General features: G+C 60.5%; 15 protein-coding genes and 6 pseudogenes. 8 read left to right on the plus strand and 13 right to left on the minus strand.

The features are described 5' to 3' along the window. Positions 1-7 precede the first annotated feature (7 nt). The 10 genes and pseudogenes from JFV26_RS03235 to JFV26_RS03275 form a co-directional block, all read right to left on the minus strand. Entirely contained in the window at positions 8-826 is an 819-nt protein-coding gene (locus tag JFV26_RS03235) for a phosphoglycolate phosphatase (RefSeq protein ID WP_201189684.1), read from the minus strand. Continuing rightward, positions 823-1,497, minus strand: coding sequence for a ribulose-phosphate 3-epimerase (gene rpe / locus JFV26_RS03240; RefSeq protein WP_201189686.1), 675 nt, complete (start codon positions 1,495-1,497; stop codon positions 823-825). The genes JFV26_RS03235 and rpe overlap by 4 nt, the downstream gene beginning before the upstream one ends. A 384-nt stretch (positions 1,498-1,881) precedes the next feature. Continuing rightward, positions 1,882-3,030 (minus strand): iron-containing alcohol dehydrogenase, encoded by a 1,149-nt coding sequence (locus tag JFV26_RS03245; RefSeq protein WP_201189688.1) that lies wholly within the window; start codon positions 3,028-3,030, stop codon positions 1,882-1,884. Between the two features lie 243 nt (positions 3,031-3,273). Then, a pseudogene (locus tag JFV26_RS03250) lies at positions 3,274-4,097 on the minus strand (ABC transporter permease). A gap of 12 nt (positions 4,098-4,109) precedes the next feature. Further along, positions 4,110-5,357 carry an ABC transporter permease gene (locus JFV26_RS03255; RefSeq protein ID WP_201189690.1) on the minus strand — a complete coding sequence of 416 codons (1,248 nt, stop codon included), beginning with the start codon at positions 5,355-5,357 and terminating at the stop codon, positions 4,110-4,112. 166 nt (positions 5,358-5,523) lie between these two features. Continuing rightward, the gene (locus tag JFV26_RS03260) at positions 5,524-6,567 is read right to left on the minus strand and encodes an ABC transporter substrate-binding protein (protein ID WP_201189692.1); all 1,044 of its coding nucleotides are present in this window, start codon (positions 6,565-6,567) and stop codon (positions 5,524-5,526) included. Between the two features lie 49 nt (positions 6,568-6,616). Continuing rightward, positions 6,617-7,237, minus strand: a complete 621-nt coding sequence (locus JFV26_RS34380; protein ID WP_446739898.1) for an ABC transporter ATP-binding protein — start codon at positions 7,235-7,237, stop codon at positions 6,617-6,619. A 45-nt stretch (positions 7,238-7,282) separates the two neighbouring features. Continuing rightward, positions 7,283-7,740, minus strand: a pseudogene (locus tag JFV26_RS33285) (ABC transporter ATP-binding protein); the annotation flags it as partial. 344 nt (positions 7,741-8,084) lie between these two features. Then, the gene (locus JFV26_RS03270; RefSeq protein WP_201189693.1) at positions 8,085-8,714 is read right to left on the minus strand and encodes a response regulator; all 630 of its coding nucleotides are present in this window, start codon (positions 8,712-8,714) and stop codon (positions 8,085-8,087) included. Between the two features lie 100 nt (positions 8,715-8,814). Then, positions 8,815-11,205 (minus strand): annotated as a pseudogene (locus JFV26_RS03275) (PAS domain-containing sensor histidine kinase). 73 nt (positions 11,206-11,278) lie between these two features. On the opposite strand from JFV26_RS03275, the gene JFV26_RS03280 reads away from it, so the two are divergent. Further along, positions 11,279-12,271 (plus strand): alpha/beta hydrolase family protein, encoded by a 993-nt coding sequence (locus tag JFV26_RS03280; protein WP_201189695.1) that lies wholly within the window; start codon positions 11,279-11,281, stop codon positions 12,269-12,271. Positions 12,272-12,371: 100 nt separating this feature from the next. On the opposite strand, the gene JFV26_RS03285 is transcribed toward JFV26_RS03280, so the two are convergent. The 3 genes and pseudogenes from JFV26_RS03285 to JFV26_RS03295 form a co-directional block, all read right to left on the minus strand. Beyond that, positions 12,372-13,136, minus strand: coding sequence for a TerB family tellurite resistance protein (locus tag JFV26_RS03285; protein ID WP_201189697.1), 765 nt, complete (start codon positions 13,134-13,136; stop codon positions 12,372-12,374). A gap of 1 nt (position 13,137) precedes the next feature. Continuing rightward, positions 13,138-13,809: an N-acetylmuramate alpha-1-phosphate uridylyltransferase MurU gene (murU, locus tag JFV26_RS03290; protein WP_201189699.1), complete on the minus strand. Its 672-nt coding sequence runs from the start codon at positions 13,807-13,809 to the stop codon at positions 13,138-13,140. After that, positions 13,806-14,824 (minus strand): annotated as a pseudogene (locus JFV26_RS03295) (aminoglycoside phosphotransferase family protein). The gene murU and the pseudogene JFV26_RS03295 overlap by 4 nt, the downstream one beginning before the upstream one ends. Positions 14,825-14,954: 130 nt before the next feature. Here JFV26_RS03295 and JFV26_RS03300 point away from each other — a divergent pair. From JFV26_RS03300 to glpE, 7 genes and pseudogenes are all read left to right on the plus strand, one after another. Further along, positions 14,955-17,762 carry an LPS-assembly protein LptD gene (locus JFV26_RS03300; RefSeq protein ID WP_201189701.1) on the plus strand — a complete coding sequence of 936 codons (2,808 nt, stop codon included), beginning with the start codon at positions 14,955-14,957 and terminating at the stop codon, positions 17,760-17,762. Continuing rightward, a complete protein-coding gene (gene surA, locus JFV26_RS03305) occupies positions 17,737-19,059 on the plus strand; it encodes a peptidylprolyl isomerase SurA (protein ID WP_201189703.1) in 1,323 nt (440 codons plus the stop codon). The genes JFV26_RS03300 and surA overlap by 26 nt, the downstream gene beginning before the upstream one ends. Continuing rightward, positions 19,056-20,043, plus strand: a pseudogene (gene pdxA, locus JFV26_RS03310) (4-hydroxythreonine-4-phosphate dehydrogenase PdxA). Before surA ends, pdxA begins: the two are co-directional and overlap by 4 nt. Further along, positions 20,040-20,858 (plus strand): 16S rRNA (adenine(1518)-N(6)/adenine(1519)-N(6))-dimethyltransferase RsmA, encoded by an 819-nt coding sequence (gene rsmA, locus JFV26_RS03315; protein ID WP_201189705.1) that lies wholly within the window; start codon positions 20,040-20,042, stop codon positions 20,856-20,858. Before pdxA ends, rsmA begins: the two are co-directional and overlap by 4 nt. A gap of 123 nt (positions 20,859-20,981) precedes the next feature. Further along, complete coding sequence (gene apaG / locus JFV26_RS03320) at positions 20,982-21,362, plus strand: Co2+/Mg2+ efflux protein ApaG (protein WP_201189707.1); 381 nt, start codon at positions 20,982-20,984, stop codon at positions 21,360-21,362. Beyond that, entirely contained in the window at positions 21,362-22,243 is an 882-nt protein-coding gene (locus JFV26_RS03325; protein ID WP_201189709.1) for a symmetrical bis(5'-nucleosyl)-tetraphosphatase, read from the plus strand. The genes apaG and JFV26_RS03325 overlap by 1 nt, the downstream gene beginning before the upstream one ends. Positions 22,244-22,276: 33 nt before the next feature. Continuing rightward, a pseudogene (gene glpE, locus JFV26_RS03330) lies at positions 22,277-22,605 on the plus strand (thiosulfate sulfurtransferase GlpE). Positions 22,606-22,715: the final 110 nt, after the last annotated feature.

Raw genomic sequence — 22,715 nt, forward strand, 5'->3', positions numbered from 1 at the left:
GAACAAGTCAGGCGCGCCAACGCCAGCGGGCCAGGGCCTTGATGACTTTCATCCAGAGTTTGCGAGTGACCACCACGATGGCGTTTCCAGAAGGGGGTTGAACAGCGTCGGGCAACGTTATCTCAGCCGCCAGATCCAGGCAACCGGGAATTAGCTTGCGCAGATCGTCGATCACCAGCGCCGGCGACTCTTCGGCAATCGGCCGGCCATGATTGTAGCCATAACTCAGCGCCACACACTTGACCCCGGCCGCTTTCGCCGCCAGCACATCGCTACGCGAATCGCCGACAAACAACGATTGCGACGCCGGGATGTTGGCCATTTTCATCACGAAAAACAGCGCGGCCGGGTCGGGTTTCTTCTGCGCCAGGGTATCGCCGCCGATGATCCACTTGAAGTAGCGGCCGATCTTCATCTGATCCAGCAGCGGCGCGACAAAGCGCTCCGGCTTGTTGGTGATCAGCGCCATCTCGACGCCCTGCTTGTGCAGCCACTTCAGGGTGTCGCGCACGCCGGGATAGACCACGGTCAGTTCATGGCTCTCGCTGTAAGCCTCCATGAAAATCGCCAGCGCGCCTTCAGCCTCACCGTCATCGACCGTCGAATGGTCGATGCCACCGGCCAGCGCGCGGCGTACCAGCACCGGCGCACCGTTGCCGACCCACTCGCGCACCGACTCGAGGCCGGCGGGTTGGCGACCCATTTTGAGCAGCATGTTATCCACGGCAACCGCGAGGTCGGGGACCGAATCGATCAGCGTGCCATCCAGATCGAACATCACCAGCCGCGGCAGACGCCCCGGGAACAACTGCTCAAAGCCACTCATGAACGAGCCAGCGCCAGTTCGGCGCGCATTTTCTCGATCACTTCCTGGTAGTTCGGTGCATTGAAGATCGCCGAGCCCGCCACGAAGGTGTCGGCGCCAGCAGCAGCGATTTCGCGAATATTGTTCACGTTCACCCCGCCGTCGATTTCCAGGCGAATGTCACGGCCGGACGCATCGATCAGCGCACGGGCCTGACGCAGTTTGTCGAGGGTGCCGGGAATGAACTTCTGCCCGCCGAAGCCCGGGTTGACGCTCATCAGCAGGATCATGTCGACCTTGTCCATCACGTATTCGAGCACACTCAGCGGGGTCGCCGGGTTGAACACCAGGCCGGCCTTGCAACCGCCCTCACGGATCAGTTGCAACGAACGGTCAACGTGTTGCGTGGCTTCCGGGTGGAAGGTGATGTAGGTCGCGCCGGCCTCGATGAAGTCGCCAACGATGCGATCCACCGGGCTGACCATCAAGTGTGCGTCGATCGGCGCGGTCACGCCGTATTTGCGCAGTGCCGCGCAGACCATCGGGCCGATGGTCAGGTTAGGCACGTAGTGGTTGTCCATGACATCGAAGTGCACGAAGTCGGCGCCAGCGGCCAGGACGTTGTCCACTTCTTCGCCCAGGCGGGCGAAGTCGGCGGAGAGAATCGACGGAGCAATTACGAAGGGCTGCATGACGCACCTTATCTGAGCAGAATCACGATGGCGCGCATTGTATACCTCATGCTTTGACGCGCGCACTGTGACCGCGATGATTGGGCCTGCCTTCAGTCAGACATTAACGGCAGGCTCCAGGGGGCGTTCCCCATTGGTTTCCACGCCGCGTTGTCGCCTTAAAGCGGGCCAGGCTGCGTTGCAGGCCGCTGGAAATGGTTGCCCCTTTCCAAGGCCTGCAACGCAGCCTGGCCCGCTTTAAGGCACACCCCGAAGGGCCGGGCCTGCTGTTGTGCAGGGCCGCGTTGATCGAAGCTCATTTGGAATGACCAAACCACGCGTCTCCCGCCTTGCCCTGCACAACAGCAGACCCGGCGCGGCGCGGAAACTAATGGAAAACGCCCCCTAATACGCCGCCCGGTAGATCTTTTCGATGTCGACGGCGCTCAACTTGCGCGGATTGTTGCGCATCAGACGCTCGATTCCCGCCGCTTCCACGGCCATCGCCGGGATCGCATCCTCGGGCACGCCGAAGCTGCGCAGGCCCCGTGGGATCTCTACCGCCGCACACAATGCAGTCATCGCATCCACCGCTTTGTCCGCCGCATCGGTGGCGCTCAGGTGAGCAGTCTTGACCCCCATGGCTTCGGCAATATCCTGCATACGCTCGACGCAAGCCATTTTGTTCCAGGTCATGACATACGGCAGCAGCAAGGCATTACTGACGCCGTGGGCGATGTTGTAGCGCCCGCCCAGCGGATACGCCAACGCATGCACCGCACCGACCCCGGCATTGCCGAACGCCATGCCGGCCATCAGGCTGGCGGTGGCCATGTCTTCGCGGGCTTGCAGGTTGGCCGGGTTGGCGTAGGCCTTGGGCAGCGCCTGGGTAATCAGCTTTATGGCGCCAATCGCCAGGGCATCGGTGATCGCCGAGGCATTTAGCGACAGATAGGATTCGATGGCGTGCACCAGCGCATCGACGCCGCTGGCGGCGGTGACACTGCGCGGACAGGTCAGGGTCATTTGCGGGCTGACCAGCGCCACATCCGGCAATAGATAATCGCTGACGATGCCTTTCTTCAACTGCGCGACCTTGTCGGAAAGGATCGCCACGTTGGTGACTTCCGAACCGGTGCCGGCGGTGGTCGGGATGGCGATCAGCGGCGGGCCTTTGCGCGGTACCTGATCGACGCCGAACAGGTCTTCCAGCGCGCCGTGGTAACCGGCGTAGGCCGCCACGCTTTTGGCAATGTCGATGGCACTGCCGCCGCCCAGGCCGATCAGCCCGTCATGCCCACCTTCGCGGTAGACGCGCATGCAGTCTTCGACGATGCCGATTTCCGGGTCGGGCAGTACGCGGTCGAAAATCTCGTACGTGCGATCGCCCAGCTGCGCCAACGCCAGCTCTACCGTGCCGGATTTAACCAGGGCGGCGTCAGTGACGATCAGCGGGTTGTCGATGTCCAGGCGTGTCAATTCCGCCGCCAGTTGCTCGATGGCACCGGCGCCAGTGATCAGTTTGTGGGCAATTTTGAAAGAGGAAAGACTCATGTGCGCAGCCTCTTATCGTTGGGGGAGCTGGGCACAATAGTAGCTGGGGATTGGAGTTTGTCTGTTATTCAGGCAATGAATGACCAAGCATCGCGACTACCTCACAAAACCACTGCCGGAGCTGGGTAACCGCTGTGTAGGAGCTGTGTAGGAGCTGTCGAGTGAAACGAGGCTGCGATCTTTTGATGCTAAAGATCAAGTTCAAAAGATCGCAGCCTTCGGCAGCGCCTACGGGGGACTGCGTTATACCTGCGCGGTACGCAATTTCTCGCTACGCCCACGCAACCATTCCAGCGTCAGCAGCAGGATCACCGAGAAGGCGATCAGCAGCGTCGCAGCGGCAGCAATCGTCGGGCTGAGGTTTTCGCGAATGCCGCTGAACATCTGCCGTGGCAAGGTTGCTTGCTCGGGGCCGGCGAGGAACAGCGTCACCACCACTTCATCGAACGAGGTGGCGAAGGCGAACAACGCCCCGGAGATCACCCCCGGTGCAATCAACGGCAAGGTCACTCGACGGAATGCGGTCAGCGGCGAAGCACCGAGGCTCGCAGCGGCCCGCACCAGGTTGTGGTTGAAGCCCTGCAAGGTGGCCGACACCGTGATGATCACAAACGGCACGCCCAGCACCGCGTGTACCACGATCAGCGAGAAGAAGCTGTTACCCAGACCCAGCGGGGCAAAGAACAGATAGCTGGCCACACCAATGATCACCACCGGCACCACCATCGGCGAAATCACCAGCGCCATCACCAGCGCCTTGCCCGGAAGTCACCGCGGGTCAGGCCAATCGCCGCCAACGTACCGAAGACCATCGCCAGCACCGTGGCCGCCGGGGCGACGATGATGCTGTTCTTCAGCGAACGCATCCATTCCGCCGAGGCGAAGAAGTCCTGATACCAGTGCAGCGAGAAGCCCTGCAACGGGTACACCAGGAAACTGCCCGAGTTGAACGACAGCGGAATAATCACCAGCACCGGCAGGATCAGGAACAACAGGATCAGCCCGCAGAGCATGCGCAAGCTGTAGAACCACACCCGTTCAATGGGCGACATATAAGGACTCAGCATTTGGTTCTCCCCTTAGCTCAGGCGCAGGCGACTGGCGCCCACCAGCCAGTTGTAAATCAGATACAGCACCACGGTCGCCAACAGCAGCAGCCCACCGAGCGCGGTCGCCATGCCCCAGTTGATGCTGGTGTTGGTGTAGAAGGCGACGAAGTAACTGACCATCTGATCGTTCGGGCTGCCCAGCAAGGCCGGGGTGATGTAATAGCCGATGGCGAGGATGAACACCAACAGGCAACCGGCGCCGACACCGGCATAAGTCTGCGGGAAGTACACCCGCCAGAAACTGGCGAACGGGTGGCAACCGAGGGAAATCGCGGCTCGCATGTAGGTCGGCGAGATGCCTTTCATCACGCTGTAGATCGGCAGAATCATGAACGGCAGCAGGATGTGCACCATCGAGATGTAAACCCCGGTGCGGTTGAACACCAACTCCAGCGGCTTATCGATGATGCCCATGGCCATCAGGCCGCTATTGATCAGCCCGCCCGATTGCAGCAATACGATCCACGCAGCAACGCGCACCAGAATCGAGGTCCAGAACGGCAGCAGCACCAGAATCATCAGCAGGTTGCTTTGGCGCGACGGCAGGTTCGCCAACAGATACGCCAGCGGATAGGCCAGGAACAGGCAGATCACGGTAATGACCAGGCCCATCCAGAACGTGCGAGCGAAGATGTCGAGATAGATCGCCTGATCGGGGGTGGCCGGTGCCACTTCGCCGAGGTCGTCGATGCGGTGATCGACCGCCGCCAGCAAGTAGTACGGCGTGATGCTGCTGGTGTTGCGACGCACAGCCTGCCAATAGGCCGGATCACCCCAGCGTTCGTCGAGCGCTTCCAGTGCTTCTTTATAAGAGGCCGGTTCGCTGGCGAACGGCAAGGCGCGAGCGGTTTTGGTCAACAGGCTGCGGTAGCCAGCCAACTCCATGTTCAAGCGCTTGGACAGGTCGCCCAAAGTCTGATTCTTGCGAGCTTCAGCGAGGTCTTCGCTCGCAGCCTTGTAAACCGGTTCAGCGGGCAGGCCACGGCCATCCCAACTGGCGATAGCCGTCACCGTGCGCGGCATGCCGCCGACCACTTCCGGGTTACCGACGCTTTTGTAGAGCAGCGCCACGATCGGCACCAGGAACACCAGCAACAGAAACAGCACCAGCGGCGCAATCAAGGCCTGGGCCTTCCAGCGATTGATCCGCTCGGCGTGCTTGAGCCGCTGCTTCAAGGTGGGGTCAGTGCCCGCGTTCAGGGGAACGGCGATAGCCATGGCGTACTCCGGAAATCTTTGGATGGGCGGCATCACATAAGGTGATGCCGCATTGCATCGGTGTTTTTGAAACATGCGCCGTCCCTTGTAGGAGCTGGCGCAGCCTGCGATCTTTTCGCGGCTTCAGGACCGCTGAAGATCAAAAGATCGCAGCCTTCGGCAGCGCCTACTTGGCAGCCCAGGAATTGAAGCGCTGTTCCAGTTGCTCGCCGTTATCAGCCCAGAAGCTGACGTCGATCTGCACCTGGTTGGCGATGTTTTCCGGGGTGGTCGGCATGTCTTTCAACACGTCCTTGGCCAGCAACGGTACGGCCTGGATGTTGGCCGGGCCGTAGGCGATGTTTGACGAGTAGATCTTCTGCTGCTGCGGCATGACCGAGTAAGCGATGAATTTCTTCGCCGCTTCGGCACGGGTTTTATCCAGGCCTTTTGGAATGGCCCATGCGTCGAAGTCGTAGATGCCGCCGTTCCACACGACTTTCAGGTTGCTTTCTTTCTGTACCGCAGCGATCCGGCCGTTGTAAGCCGAGCTCATGACCACGTCACCGGACGCAAGGTATTGCGGCGGCTGTGCGCCGGCTTCCCACCACTGAATGCTTGGCTTGAGTTCATCGAGCTTCTTGAACGCGCGGTCCTGGCCATCTTTGCCGGCCAGCACTTTGTAGACGTCTTTCGGCGCTACGCCGTCGGCCATCAAAGCGAATTCCAGGGTGTACTTGGCGCCTTTACGCAGGCCGCGCTTGCCAGGAAATTTCTTGGTGTCCCAGAAATCCGCCCAACTGGTCGGCGCCGAGCTCAGCTTGTCGGCGTTGTAGGCCAACACCGTCGACCACACGAAGAAACCCACGCCGCACGGCTGGATAGCGCCTTTGACATAGTCTTCGGCCTTGCCGAACAACTTCGGATCAAGCTGCTCGAACATGTCTTCGTCGCAACCACGGGACAGTTCTGGCGACTCAACTTCTACCAGGTCCCAGGAAACGCTTTTGGTGTCGACCATGGCTTTGACCTTGGCCATTTCGCCGTTGTATTCGCCCGCGACGATCTTGCCGTTGCCGGCCGCTTCCCACGGTGCATAGAAGGCTTTGACCTGCGCGGCCTTGTTCGCCCCGCCAAAGGACACCACGGTCAGGTCCGGACCCGCGGCCATCGCGTGTGCCGCACCCATCATGCCCACGACCAGGGCGGTGAATTTCAGGGATCTCAACATTTATTGTTCTCTCCACGTGCAGGGTTGGTGTTGGTATTGCGGGGGGCGATCAGTTCGCCTCTAAAAGCGGGTCGAGCGCGCGAACGTGCTCGACCTGCCAGCCAAGCGGTACCACGTCGCCGACGGCGAGCGCAGGATCGAGCTCGGCAATCGGTTGTTTCACAAAGAAGTCGGTCTTGCCGCAAACTTCCAGGCGAACCCGGACGTGGTCGCCCAGATAGATGAATTCCGCCACCCGCCCTGAGAAGCGGTTGACGCAGGACTCGCTCGAACCATTGAGGCTCACGCGCTCCGGGCGAATTGACAGCGTGACGGGTTCGCCGGTCTTGCCGACGTTGACCGCCAGGGCTTCAACCTTTTCACCACGGCCGAGTTCGACAATGCAGCGGTCGCCGGTCTGGCTGTGCAAGCGGCCGTTGAGGCGGTTGTTCTCACCGATGAAATTGGCGACGAAGGTGTTTTTCGGTTCTTCGTAGAGTGTGCGCGGCGGGGCAATTTGCTGGATTTCACCCTGGTGGAACACCGCCACACGGTCGGACATGGTCAGGGCTTCACCCTGGTCGTGGGTCACGTAGACCACGGTCACGCCGAGGCGCTGGTGCAGGTGTTTTATTTCCATCTGCATGTGTTCGCGCAGCTGTTTGTCCAGCGCTCCGAGCGGTTCGTCCATCAGCACCAGTTGCGGCTCGAACACCAAGGCGCGGGCCAAGGCCACACGCTGTTGCTGACCACCGGACAGTTGCGCCGGGTAACGCTGGGCGAAGGCGTCGAGCTGGACCATGCTCAGGACTTTTTGACTTTGTCGCTGACGTCGCTCTTGTTCAAGCCGCGCACGGTCAGCGGGAATGCGAGGTTCTCGGACACCGTCATGTGGGGGAACAAGGCGTAGTTCTGGAACACCATGCCGATGTCGCGTTTGTGCGGCGGCACGTTGTTGATGGAGCGCCCGGCCAGCAGGATTTCACCGGCAGTCGGGGTTTCGAAACCGGCGAGCATCATCAGACTGGTGGTTTTTCCGGAGCCAGAGGGCCCGAGCAGCGTGAGGAATTCGCCTTTGCGAATGTCCAGGTTGAGGTCTTTGACGATCAGGTTCTCGCCGTCGTAGCTCTTCTGCACTCCACGAAAGCTGACCAGAATGTCATTGGCCCCTGCACTTGAATCGACCTGGCTCATACCCACACCTTTGTTGTTGATGACTGCTTGTGGGCTAAGCCTAGTGGACGCTGGGGACCACGCAAATCGGGGCGCAGGAGAGAATCGCCTCAGCCGGATGGAAGTTTGGGGGTAGGGATTGCCCTACACGGATGGCGGGATTCGATAGGGTAGCGGCGAGTTGCAAGCTGCAGGCCGCAAGAACAGGCAAAATCAGGTTTTCAGGATGTCGCAAATGGACATGCCAACGCGCGCCCCGTAGGAGCCGCCGAAGGCTGCGATCTTTTGGCGCCCTCAGGATCGCTGAAGACCAAGATCAAAAGATCGCAGCCTTCGGCAGCTCCTACGGGGGATTGCGTTCTTGTTTAGAGAAGTTTGTGTTCCATGGCGTACTTCACCAGTTCCGCCAGTGAGCTGATGTTGAGCTTCTGCATCAGCCGCGCCTTGTGGGTGCTGATGGTTTTGCTGCTCAGGGCCAGTTGCTGGGCGATGTCGTTGACGTTCGCGCCCTGGGCCAGACGCTCGAACACCGAAAACTCGCGTTCCGACAATAAGGAGTGCAACGGCCGTGAATCGGTCAGGCCCACTTCGAAAACCATCCGGTCTGCCAGGTCCGGGTCGATGTAGCGCCCGCCCGCCGCCACTTTGCGGATTGCCGTCAGCAGCAGTGCCGGATCGCTGTCCTTGGTTGCATAGCCGGCAGCGCCGACCTTCAACGCACGGGCAGCCATTTGCGCTTCATCGTGCATCGACAGCACCAGGATTGCCGGCGGATTGTTCAGCGCGCGAATCCGTGGAATCGCCTCCAGGCCATTGACCCCGGGCATGGAGATGTCCAGCAACACCACTTCGCAGGGCACATGGCGCAAGGTTTCGAGCAGTTGCTCGCCATTACTCGCCTCCCCCACCACCAGCAAGTCCTTGGCCAGGCCGATCAATTGCTTGATGCCTTCACGGACGATGGCGTGGTCTTCGGCTACCAGTACACGGATCACAAGCTTCTCCTCGTTTATTGCCTTCACGCCAAAAATCGCAGCCTTCGGCAGCTCCTACAGGGTATGCGTTCGGCGTAGGAGCTGCCGAAGGCTGCGATCTTTAACGGTCCAGCGGCACACGCACACTCAGGGTCGTGCCCTCCCCCGGTTCACTCTCAAGCGACAACTGCCCGCCCATGATCAACACCCGCTCGCGCATACCCACCACGCCAAAGGATGTTGGCCGACCTGTATCGGGAACAAACCCTACGCCATCATCGCTGACAGTCAGGCACAACTGGTCGCCTTCCAACGCCAATGTCAGTTCGACAGTATGCGCCTGGGCATGGCGCATGACATTGGTCAGTGCTTCCTGAAGAATCCGGAACAAGCCAATCGCCTTGGCATCGCTGAGTACCGGCAGATTTTCCGGCACCTGTACCAGGCACGGGATCTGCGTGCGCGCCTCGAAACGCCGGGCTTGCCATTCAATGGCCGAAGCGATGCCGGCGTCTAGAATCGGTGGCCGCAGCGCCGTGGCCACATCGCGGACCAATTGAAACAACTGAGCGATCAGCCGCTTCATGCTGTTCAAGCGTTCGTTCAGCCCCGGATCGAGCTGGGCGTAAGCCAGTTCGCACATGGAGGTTTCCAGTTTCAACACGGTCAACATCTGGCCCAGTTCGTCGTGAACTTCCCGAGCGATGCGGGCCTTTTCCTCTTCCCGCACGCTTTCCAGGTGCGCCGACAACTCGCGCAATTGCCCCGGGAGCTAGCCAGTTCCAGCTCGATGCGCTTGCTTTCGCTGATGTCCCAGACGATCCCGTCCCAGACATACGCCCCGCCCTCCAGCCGCCGGGTGATCGCTTTTATCTCAGCCCAGCGCTGTTCACCTGAGCGGGTAAGAATCCGCCCCTGCCACGACCAGTCACTGTCGGTGTCCAGCGCATGATCCTGAGTCCGGTGATAACTGGCCTTGTCGTCCGGGTGCACCAGGCTGCGCAGGCCTTTATCCCGATGGGCCAGGGTCGCCGGCGAGTAACCGACCAGGCTCTCGCTGCCTTCACTGATGTAGGCAAAATCGATTTGACCGGTCACCGGCGCCCGTTCCAGACGAAAGACCAATCCGGGAACGTTGGCGGCGATCCCTTGCAACCGCGCCTCGCTTTCCTGCAACGCGGCGAGCGCCCGACGGCGCTCGGTGACGTCATTGAGGTAGACCACCAGGTACTCGCCATCGCGAAAACGCAAGAAACTCAGCGAAACGTCCGCCGGCAAAATACTGCCGTCGGCCCTTACACAACTGGTTTCGAAACTTTGTGGGGCTTCCTCGCTGGCCCGCGCGCTTTTCCACAGGTTTAGCCAGCGGTCCATGTGCAGGCCGGGCTCAAACTCAATCAGCGGCCGGTCGATGATCCCGCCCGCCGGATAGCCAAGCATCGATTCGGCGGCGCGATTGGCGTAACGCACGTGGCTGTCCCAGTTGACCCACAGAATGCCGACCGTACTTTGATCAATCGAAAACTGGGTCAGCCGAAGGGCTTCTTCACTGGCTTCGCGCAAGGCGATGTCTTCCCGCGCCGCCAGCAGCCGTTGCTCGAGGTTGTGTTGCTGACGTCGCTGCCAAAACACGATGGCCATGCAGCTCAGCAGCAACACCGTCAGCAGCAGGCAAAGGTTTTGCCAGAACCCAGGGACTCGGATAAGCGCGGGTACTTGGGTTGCAGCCATTGGTTGTGAAGTTGTTCCAGGTCCTTGGCCGGAATCGCCCGCAGCGCGCTTTCGACGATACCGGCCAGCTCCGGCCAGTCCCGGCGCGTGGCCACCCGCAGCAGTTGCGGCAAGCCAATGTCGCCCACCACCACCAATCCGGAAAATTCGGGCTCGGCCGACAAGCGCCCCAGTTGCGCCTCATCAATCACCGCGTAAACGGCCTGCTGACTCAACAGCAACTGCAACGCCTGGCGCTCGATCGGTACGCCTTGCAGGTTCAGATGCGGATAATTGCCGCGCAGATAATCGGCCGTGGCGCTGGGCATGCGCACCGCGACGCGGGTCTGGCTGTCGAGTTTTTCCAGCTCCACCACACCGGTGCTCTTCTGGTCGCTGACGACCAGTTGCGGCACGCGCATGTAGGGGTCGGAAAACTGCCAGAGCCTTAATCCACCGGGGGTTTGGGTCAGCCCGGGGCGATATCGACTTCACCGTCGCGCACCGCTGCTTCCAGTTGCTCGACGTCAGGGAAGTTGCGCCAGCTAAGCTCGACCTTGAGCGACGTGGCCAGCCATTTCATCAATTCGACGTTAACCCCGGACAAACGCTGCAAGCGCCGATCGTACTGCGCATACGGCGCCTGCAGCACCAGCCCGACCCTCAATTCGTTGTGCTGCGCCAACCATTGCTGCTGGGCCGATGACAACTGGGCAACGTGCGCCGGGGGCGCGGGCGCCGCCCAACTCATCAAGGGAAACCACAAACAGCCGATAACCCACAGGCAGCGAAAACGCATCATTGAAGTCCCACACACTGACAAATACTGATCAACCCATTAGGCTGCCGGATTAACTTCTGGCCTGGAATATCCGATGCCCCCTGTCTACCGCCTGGCACTGCCAGCATTGTGCCTGTCGCTGATCCTGCCTTGCGCCTTTTCCGTCGAGGCCGCCGACCCTGCACCGGCCGCGGCGGGGAAACCCGCCGAAGCAAAACCGGTCGAGCGTCAGCCGCTGCTTGAGCGTAGTCAGGAAGAAGCGACGGCACTTGAGCGACAACTCCCCGCCCAGGAACAGCAACAACTTCAGGCCGGGGCCAACACCTTTCTCGCCTTGTGGAAACCGGCCAACACCGCCGAGCCCAAGGGTGCGGTGATTATCATCCCTGGCGCCGGTGAAACCGTTGACTGGCCGCAAGTCATCAGCCCTTTGCGTAACAAATTGCCGGACGCCGAGTGGAGCAGCCTGAGTATCACCTTGCCCGACCTGCAAAGCGATGCCATTGCGCCACGTATCGTCTCGGCAGCGCTCGCGCCCAAAACGGCTGAAGCCGCCAGCAAAGACGCAACCACCGCCCCGCCTATCGAGCAGGCCGCCGGTGGTGAAGCGGATGTCGCCGACAAAGCCATCGCTGAAACCACCGAGGAACAGGCCAAGGCAGACGCCGAGCGAATCTTCGCCCGCATTGACGCCGCGATTGCCTTTGCCGAACAGCAAAGCGCTCGCCGCGTCGTGGTGTTGGGGCATGGCACCGGGGCTTATTGGGCTGCTCGTTACCTGAGCGAGAAGCAAACGGCGCAAGTGGAAAGGTTGGTGATGATCGCCGCTCAGACGCCGCTGACGGGTAAACCCGCGCTGGCCGAGCTGACCCCGACCTTGAAGCTGCCGACCGCCGACCTCTTCTATATGGACAAGCCGCTGGATCGCAATGCGGCGCTGGAACGGTTGCAGGCGAGTAAACGCTTGAAGACTTCGGCGTTCAGCCAGGTCTCGCTCAAGGCGTTGCCGGGCAATGCCAAGGCAGAGCAAGAGCAGTTGTTTCGCCGGGTTCGAGGCTGGTTGAATCCGCAGCCGGTGGCGGACTGAGTAAAAGCAAAAGATCGCAGCCTTCGGCAGCTCCTACAGGTGTACGCATAGCCCTGTGCAGGAGCTGCCGAAGGCTGCGATCTTTTGACCTTACAGTCGGCTAGCGAAAATCCCGCCGCGCCTTGATCAACGTATAAGCGTTATGCAATTCGCGGGTCTTGTCCGTTGCCTCGCGCACCTGCAACGCCGTCGCCCCGGATCCGGCAATCTTGTCCGGATGATGACGACTGAGCAGACGCCGATAAGCCCGCTTGATCTGCGCCGGCTCACTGGTCGCCGAAACCCCCAGTAGCCGCAAAGCCTCCTGATAAGTCACAGCGCTGCTGAGCTGGCGTTTCTGCGGCTCATAGTCCTGGGCCAAGGCCAGTACTTGCTGCGGCGTCCAGCCCAGCCATTTGCCCCACTGCGCAAGCAACTCTCGCTCACGGGTACCCGCACGACCATCGGCCCAAACCATCCGCCAACAGGCGCGCAAAACGCCTTCAGCGGCATGGGGCTGGGCACTCAAGCGGCGCAAATAACCCCGCAACCGGTCATGCCCCGATTTACCGCGATTGAACGCAGCAATCGCACGGCGTTGCGCCGATTCAGTCATGTCCAGTGAGCGCATCTCCTGACGCGCCTGCTGGATGTGACCATCGACCACGCGCCCGTCAATCTTGGCCAACCGGCCGAGCAACACAAACAACAGTTCATCGTTGCGCAACACCGGCCGACCGCCGAGTTTTTCCCGCAAATGCCCCCAGCTCTGCAAGTGCATGCGCCGGTCCAGCGCCTGTCCCAACAAGGCACCGAGCATGGCCCCCGGAATGCTGGCTATGGCAAAGCCCGCTCCGGCTCCGATCAGAGTCCCTGGCCACAACATGTCAGCGGCTCGCTTCTATCAAGGTTTCGACTTCGGCCAGGCGTTCGTACGTACCGACATCTACCCAATGCCCGTTCAAACGCTCACCCGAGACTTTTCCGGCGGCCATGGCCTTGCGAAACAGCGGCGCCAGCTTGAATGCGCCGCAGGTGCAGCCCTCGAAGAGGTCCGGGTGCAGCACCGCGATGCCGCTGTAGGTCAGCGTCTTGGTATCCGGCTGGCCATCGCGAACCTGGCCGTCGACCAGCAGGAAGTCCCCGGCCGGGTGATGGGCCGGGTTATCCGCCAGCACCAGGTGGGCCAGCCCGACAATGGGTTGGCGCAGCGCGTTGAAGTCATAATCGGTCCAGATATCACCGTTCACCACGACAAACGCTTCATCACCCAGCAACGGCAAGGCGCGGAAAATCCCGCCGCCGGTCTCCAGCGGCTCACCTTCCGGCGAGTACTGAATGCTGAGGCCATAGCGCGAACCATCACCCAGGTAGTCTTCGATCTGCTGACCGAGCCAGGCGTGGTTGATCACGATCTCGGTAAACCCGGCAGCCGCCAGGGCGCGCAGGTGATACTCGATCAACGGCACGCCGCCGGCACGCACCAGCGGTTTTGGCGTGGTCAGGGTCAGCGGGCGCATGCGTTCGCCTTTACCCGCAGCCAGAATCATTGCCTTCATGCAGTGGCTCCGGAACGCAAACTGGCCAGCAACACATCCAACTCCACCAACTCAGGGCGGCGAGCAATCACGGCGTCTATATAAGCAAAGAAGCGTGGCACGTCGGCGAGGTAGCGCGGCTTGCCGTCGCGGTGGCAGATGCGGGCGAAGATGCCGATCACTTTCAGGTGACGTTGCACGCCCATCAGGTCGCTGGCACGCCGGAACTCTTCAAAGTCAGGCTGGACCGGGATGCCCAGCGCGCCGGCCTGTTGCCAGTAATCTTGCTGCCAGGCGAGCACGCGCTCTTCGGGCCAACTGAGGAACGCGTCCTTGAACAGGCAGGTTATGTCGTAGGTGACCGGGCCGTAAACCGCGTCCTGAAAGTCCAGCACGCCGGGATTCGGCACGCTGAGCATCAGGTTGCGCGGCATGAAGTCGCGGTGCACCAACACTTTTGGCTGGGCCAGGGCACTGTCAATCAGCAGATCGCTGACTTGCTGCCAGAGCATTTGCTGCGCGGCGTCAAACTCGATGCCCAGCTCTTGTTTCACGTACCACTCGGGGAACAGTTCCAACTCGCGACGCAGCAACGCCACGTCATAACTTGGCAGCGGCGCCACCATCGGCAACTGCTGATAAGCCAGCAACGCCTGCAGGGCATCCTTGAACAAATCGTCGGCGTTTTCGCTGTCGATCACGTCCAGATAAGTCTTGTTGCCCAGGTCATTGAGCAAAAGAAAACCGCGGTCGAGGTCCTCGGCATAAATTTTCGGCACATTTATTCCGGATTTCGCCAGCAGAAAAGCAATATCCACGAAGGGTTTGCAGTTTTCCTGGGGGGCGGAGCGTCCATCACGACGAAACTTCTGCCCTCGCCTTCCCAGCGGAAATAGCGCCGGAAACTCGCGTCGCTACTGGCCGCAGTCAACGTGGCCGGGGGCACGGCGCCCCAACCTTGCGCTGCGAAGAGGGTCGCCAGTTGTTCATCAAGCCAAACTTTCAGGTGTTGCAAGCGTACATCTTGGTCAGGCATTACAAGGGTCTCCGACGGCGCTAGCCGTCAAGCGGGTCATGCTTTATTATCCAGCATCTTTTTCAGACCATCGAGAGGCGTGCGGCCCACACCGCGGGCAGATGGCACGCAGGAAGCCCGGACTAATAAGATGGCATTGAAATCCCCCGCGTTTCGTAAAAAATTTCCGTTGTTGGTTACCGGCAGTTTGCTGGCCCTGCAACCCCTAGCCACTTCCTACGTGGTCGCCGCGGAACAGTATGACTGCTCAGTCTCTGCTTCGGGTGCCTGGAACTGTGCGCCAAAGTCGCCGGCAGCAGCATTGCCGCCGCGACCCGTCCATGACGGCAGCGCAGTCACCGCCACTGGCGAAGCCCCGGCTGATGCCCGTTCCGGCAGCGTCGACCAAGACACCGGCACCAAGCCGGTGCTGGTGACCGAAGCCAAAGGCCGTGGCCTGAAGTCCCGTAGCGCAGACTACAGTCACCTCGACTGGGTTCCGCGTGAGAACCTCACTGCTGCGCAGTTGGCCGAAACCGGTCCTTACTGCTCTGGTTCCTATATCGAACCCATTCGTCCTGGCATGAATGACAAGACGAATAAAAGTGACGCACCGACCTTTATCGGCGCCAAGGCTTCGCGCTATAACACCGAAAGTCAGGTCGGCACGCTGGCCGGTGACGTGGTGTTGCGTCAGGGCAGCATGCAGGCCGAAGCCGACGAAGCCAGCCTGTACCAGGCCGAGAGCCGTGGCGAACTGAGCGGCAACGTGCGCGTTCGTGACAACGGCGCACTGATCGTGGGCGACCACGCCGAAGTTCAACTCGACACCGGTGAAGCCAAGGTCGATAACGCTGAATACGTGATGCACAAATCCCGTATCCGCGGTAACGCGCTGTACGCCAAACGTGCCGAAAACGCGATCATCCGCCTCAAGGATGGTACGTACACCACGTGCGAACCGAACAGCAACGCCTGGCAGCTCAAGGGCAATAACATCACCTTGAACCCGGCGACCGGTTTCGGTACCGCGACCAACGTGACGCTGCGGGTCAAGGACATTCCTGTCCTGTACACGCCATACATCTACTTCCCGATCGACAACCGTCGCCAATCCGGTTTCCTGCCGCCGACCATCGGCACCGGCACCGACACTGGCTTCATGCTGGTCACGCCGTACTACTTCAACCTGGCACCGAACTACGATGCCACGTTGTACCCGCGCTACATGAGCAAGCGCGGCATGTTGGTGGAAGGCGAGTTCCGTTACCTGACCAAGTCCAGCGAAGGTCAGTTCGGCGCCGCGTACCTCAACGACGACGATACCGAGCGCAGCAAGCAGTCCGATTACGAAAAAACCCGCTACATGTACAACTGGCAGCACAAGGGTGGCCTCGACTCACGCGTGTTCACGCAAGTCGACTACACCAAGATCAGCGATCCGTATTACTTCCAGGATCTGCAGACTGACCAGATTGGCGTGAAAAGCGCGGATTACGTGAATCAGCAGGGTTCCGTTACCTACCGTGGCGATAGCTACACTGCACGCTTGAATGCTCAGGCTTATCAGCTGGCGACCGTTTCGAACATCACGCCGTACGATCGTTTGCCGCAGATCACCTTCGACGGTGCGCTGCCTTATCACCCGGAAGGTCTGAACTTCTCGTATAACACTGAACTCGTGCGGTTCGACCGTGATCTGCAAAACGGCAACTTCTCCGATGAAAACGGGAACATTACCCCCCGCCTGGATAACAACGTTCAAGGGCTGGCTCGCGCCACCGGCGATCGTCTAAACCTGGCACCCGCCGTTAGCCTGCCGCTGAACTGGACTTATGGTTTCCTGAAGCCAACGCTCAAATACCAGTACACGCAGTACGACCTGGATCTGGACGGCACTGGCAAGTCCCAGATCGCGGCCCAGACCGCGGATCAGAACAAGCTCAACGGCACTTACGATCGCAACCAGAACCGCGGGGTGCCAATTGCAAGCATCGACAGCGGCCTGTACTTCGATCGTAATACCCAGTGGTTCGGCAAGAACTATCGCCAGACCCTCGAACCGCGTCTTTACTATCTCTATGTACCAGAGGTAAATCAGGAAGACATCCCGGTATTCGACACCAGCGAATACACGTTCAACTACGCGTCGCTGTTCCGTGACAACCGCTTCTCCGGCTCCGACCGCGTCGGTGACGAGAACAAATTGTCCCTGGGCGTGACCAACCGCTGGATTGAAGACAACGGTTTCGAACGCCAACGTGTCAGCGTCGGTCAAGCCGTCTACTTCAAGGACCGCGAAGTACAGCTGCCGGGTATCGACCCGAAAACCCGTCAGGACGCGCACTCCAACGTTTCGCCTTATGCGCTGGAATACGAATATCGCTGGAACCGCGATTGGCGCACCACGGCCGATTACAACTGGGACCCGGACAGCCGCAGCCCGCGCTCGGGCAGCGCGATGTTCCACTACCAGCCTGAAGACAACCCGAACAAGATCATCAACGCCGGTTATCGCTATCGCAATGACCAGGTCCGTTACGACCAGACCACCGGTAAATGGACAGTGGGCGGCGGTGACTACGGTACCCCGGGCACGCCTGGCTACGTGAAGGACTACTACAAGATCAAACAGCACGACTTCTCGGTGATGTGGCCGATCGTGCCGCATTGGAACGCCATCAGCCGCTGGCAGTACGACTACAACCGCAACCGTACCCTGGAAGCCTTCGGTGGTTTCGAGTACGACAACTGCTGCTGGAAACTGCGCCTGATCAACCGTTACTGGGTTTCCTATGACGAGTTCAGTCAGGAAGCTCCGCAAAACGAAAAAGGCGACCATGGCGTCTTCCTCCAAATTGTTCTGAAGGGACTCGGCGGCCTGACTGGCGCCAAAGTAGAGAGTTTCCTCGACAAAGGCATTCAAGGTTATCGTGAACGTGAAGACCAAGCTTTCTGATTGTCTGCGCCCGCTGATGCTGGGCGCGCTGTTCCTGGGTACCGCGGCTAACGCCGCGGTGCAGTCCATCGACAAAGTGGTGGCCATCGTCGACAACGACGTGGTCATGCAGAGCCAACTGGACCAACGGGTCCACGAAGTTCAGCAAACCATTGCCAAACGCGGCGCTGCGGTACCGCCGGCCAGCGTGCTGGACCAGCAGGTACTGGAGCGCCTGATCGTCGAAAACCTGCAATTGCAGATCGGCGACCGTTCCGGCATCCGCATTACCGATGAAGAGCTGAACCAGGCCGTCGGCACCATCGCCCAGCGCAATAACATGTCGCTCGAGCAATTCCGCGCCGCTCTGGCTCACGACGGTCTGTCTTATGACGACGCGCGTGACCAGATTCGTCGCGAGATGATTATCAGCCGTGTGCGTCAGCGTCGTGTGGCCGAACGCATCCAGGTGTCCGAGCAGGAAGTGAAGAACTTCCTCGCCTCCGACCTGGGCAAAATGCAGCTGTCCGAAGAGTTCCACCTGGCCAACATCCTGATTCCTACGCCGGAAAGCGCCAACTCCGACGCCATTCAGAATGCTGCCAAACAAGCGGACGCGGTTTACCAGCAACTCAAGCAAGGCGCTGACTTCGGTCAGTTGGCAATCGCCAAATCCGCCAGCGAAACCGCACTCGAAGGCGGCGACATGGGCTGGCGTAAAGCCGCTCAATTGCCACCCCCGTTCGATCGCATGCTGAGCACCATGGCCATCGGCGACGTGACCCAGCCAATGCGTACTCCCGGCGGCTTCATTATGTTGAAGATTCTCGAGAAACGTGGCGGCGAGACTCAGATGCGCGACGAAGTGCATGTGCGTCACATCCTGGTCAAACCGAGCCCGATTCGCGACGAAGAAAAAACCAAGGCGCTGGTTCAGTCGCTCTACACCCGTATCGAAGCGGGCGAAGACTTTGCCGAACTGGCGAAAAGCTACTCGGAAGATCCGGGTTCCGCCCTCAACGGCGGCGACATGAACTGGATCGACCCGAATGCCGTGGTCCCTGAATTCCGCGAAGTGATGGCCAAGTCCCCGCAAGGTCAGCTGTCCAAGCCGTTCAAGACTCAATATGGCTGGCACATTCTGGAAGTCCTTGGCCGTCGCGCCACAGACAGCACCGCCCAGGCCCGCGAGCAACAAGCGATGACCGTACTGCGTAACCGCAAATACGACGAAGAGCTGCAAACCTGGCTGCGTCAGATCCGTGACGAAGCGTACGTAGAGATCAAACTCCCTGGTGCAGACCAGGCAGCACAGTGAAACCCAAGCGTTTCGCGCTGACCCCCGGCGAGCCGGCCGGCATAGGTCCTGACCTGTGCCTGCTGCTCGCCTCGCAAGCCCAGCCACACCCCCTGATTGCCATTACCAACCGCGACCTGCTCATCGAGCGGGCCGCGCAACTGGGCGTGGTCGTCGACCTGCTGCCGGTCACACCGGATAACTGGCCGGACGTTCCTGCTCCGGCCAACAGCTTGTATGTCTGGGATACACCGCTCAACACCAAGGTCACCGCCGGGCAACTGGACAAAGCCAATGCCGCTTTCGTTCTGCAAACCCTGACGCGCGCGGGCCAAGGCTGCCTGGACGGGCATTTCGCCGGGATGATCACCGCGCCAGTGCACAAGGGCGTGATCAATGACTCCGGGATCGCCTTTTCCGGGCATACGGAATTTCTCGCCGACCTGACCCATACCGCACAAGTGGTGATGATGCTCGCTACACGCGGATTGCGCGTGGCGCTGGTCACCACTCACCTGCCGCTTCGCGAGATTGCCGATGCAATCACCCCGGAGCGCCTGGAGCGGGTTACGCGGATTCTGTACACCGACCTGCAAAAAATTCGGCATCGCCCAGCCACGCATCCTGGTGTGCGGGCTCAACCCCCACGCCGGTGAAGGCGGACACCTGGGCCATGAAGAAATCGACATCATCGAACCCACATTAGAGCGCCTGCGCGGCGAGGGTATGGACCTTCGCGGTCCCCTGCCCGCCGACACTCTGTTTACCCCCAAATATCTGGAGCACTGCGACGCAGTGCTGGCGATGTACCACGACCAGGGCCTGCCGGTGCTGAAGTACAAAGGCTTCGGCGCGGCAGTCAACGTGACCCTCGGCTTGCCGATCATTCGCACATCGGTGGACCACGGCACTGCCCTGGACCTGGCCGGCAGCGGAAAAATCGACACCGGCAGCCTGCAAGTCGCCCTGGAAACCGCCTATCAGATGGCCGAGACCCGTTTATGACCGAGCACTACCAACACAAGGCGCGCAAACGCTTTGGCCAGAACTTCCTGCACGATGCCGGCGTTATCGATCGCATCCTGCGCGCCATCCGCGCCAAGCCTGAAGACCGCCTGCTGGAAATCGGCCCGGGCCAGGGTGCACTGACACAAGGCCTGCTCAACAGCGGCGCACAGTTGGACGTGGTGGAGCTGGACAAGGACCTGATCCCGATCCTCAACCAGCAATTCGCCGGCATGAGCAATTTCAACCTGCACCAGGGCGACGCGCTGAAGTTCGACTTCAACAGCCTGAACGCGGCGCCGAATAGCCTGCGTGTAGTCGGCAACCTGCCGTACAACATCTCCACGCCGCTGATTTTCCACCTGCTGAACAACGCCGGCATCATTCGCGACATGCACTTCATGCTGCAAAAGGAAGTGGTCGAGCGTCTGGCAGCAGGCCCTGGCGGTGGTGATTGGGGTCGCCTGTCGATCATGGTTCAGTATCACTGCCGGGTTGAACATCTGTTCAACGTTGGTCCGGGAGCGTTCAATCCGCCGCCGAAAGTCGATTCGGCCATCGTACGCCTGGTGCCTCACGCGGTACTGCCGCACCCGGCGAAGGATCACAAGCTGCTGGAGCGCGTCGTGCGCGAAGCCTTCAACCAGCGCCGCAAGACCTTGCGCAACACCCTCAAGTTGCTGCTGAGCAACGACGAGATCGAAGCGGCCGGTGTCGATGGCAGCCTGCGTCCCGAGCAACTCGACCTGGCCGCCTTCGTGCGCCTGGCCGACAAACTCAGCGAACAAGTCCTGCAGGCGCCCGTCGCCGACTGACAGGCGATGAGAGTTATCGGGTAGGACGCCAGACGCGATGTCTGGTTTACTACCCGATACTTGGCCTAGACTGAATCCCATCAGCTACGCCCCGCGTCCCGCTTCGTTTTTAAGGCCTCTTGCATGTCCGATCCTCGTTATCAGGTCAACGTCAGCGTCGTCACTCGCTATCTGGCAGAACAATCGCAACCCGAGCACGAACGCTTTGCCTTCGCCTACACCATCACCGTGCAGAACAATGGCGAGCTCGCCGCCAAGCTGCTCTCGCGGCACTGGGTCATTACCGATGGCGACGGGCATGTCGAAGAGGTGCGCGGTGCAGGCGTTGTCGGCCAGCAGCCGTTGATCGGTCCGGGCAACAGCCACACTTACAGCAGCGGCACCGTCATGACCTCCAAGGTCGGCACCATGCAAGGCACCTACCAGATGCTCGCCGACGACGGCAAGCACTTCGATGCCGTGATCGCGCCGTTCCGCCTCGCGGTGCCCGGAGCCCTGCACTGATGGCAACGTACGCCGTCGGCGACCTGCAAGGCTGCCTCGAACCGCTGCAATGCCTGCTCAAGCAAGTCGCCTTCGACCCTGCCAGGGACCGTCTGTGGTTGGTGGGTGACCTGGTCAACCGCGGCCCGCAGTCGCTGGAAACCTTGCGCTTCCTCTTTAGCATTCGCGAATCGCTGGTATGCGTACTCGGCAACCATGATCTGCACTTGCTGGCCGCCGGGCATAACATCGAACGCCTGAAGAAAAATGACACCCTGCGCGAGATCCTCGAAGCGCCTGACCGTGCCGAGTTGCTTGAGTGGCTGCGCCAGCAAAAACTCATGCACTACGACGAACAGCGCCACATCGCCTTGGTCCATGCCGGCATACCGCCGCAATGGTCATTGCGCAAAGCCTTGAAGTGCGCTGGCGAAGTCGAGGCCGCCCTGCGTGACGACAACCTCTTCGCCCCTTATCTGGATGGCATGTACGGAAACGAGCCGACCAAATGGAACAGTGACCTCACCGGCGTTGATCGTCTGCGAGTGATCACCAACTATTTCACCCGCATGCGCTTCTGCACCAGCGAAGGCAAGCTCGACCTCAAGGGCAAGGAAGGCGCCGACACCGCGCCGCCGGGTTACGCCCCGTGGTTCAAGTACAAGGAGCGCAAGACCAAAGGCCTGAAGATCATCTTTGGTCATTGGGCAGCCCTTGAAGGCAAGTGTGACGAGCCGGGCATCTTTGCCCTCGACACCGGCTGCGTCTGGGGTGGTGCCCTGACCTTGATGAACGTCGATACCCTGGAGCGCCTGAGCTGCAAATGCGACGAGCAGGGTCACACCAAACCACCAGTCGCCTCCCCTATTCCCGAACAAACGTCAGCCAGCGCCCAGCGCTAGACTGCGCTTTCAGCCGAGCCACAGGAGCCCGCCATGAGCGAATTCAAACGTATCCCCCAGAACAGGCCCAAGCCCTGCGCGAACAAGGCGCAGTGGTGGTCGATGTCCGCGATCCGGCAACGTTTGCCGCGCTGCATATCAGTGGTTCGAAGCATCTGGACAACGTTTCCATCTCGGATTTCATCCGCGCCGCCGACCTTGATGCACCGACCGTGGTGGTCTGCTATCACGGCAACTCCAGTCAGAGCGCAGCGGCGTACCTGATCAGCCAGGGCTTCTCCGACGTCTACAGCATGGATGGCGGTTTCGAGTTGTGGCGCACGACTTATCCCGCGGAAACCGCACAAGGTACCGCCGAATAATTTTTTTGTAACGCGCAAGCCCCGGCCCCCGCGGGCTCGCGCAGTGGCAGACGAACGGTCTGCCACAACTAATTACGTATCTCGCCTTTACCTCCCGAATTCCCAACTAT

This window comes from Pseudomonas sp. TH31 (genome assembly GCF_016650815.1).
Classification (GTDB): Bacteria; Pseudomonadota; Gammaproteobacteria; order Pseudomonadales; family Pseudomonadaceae; genus Aquipseudomonas.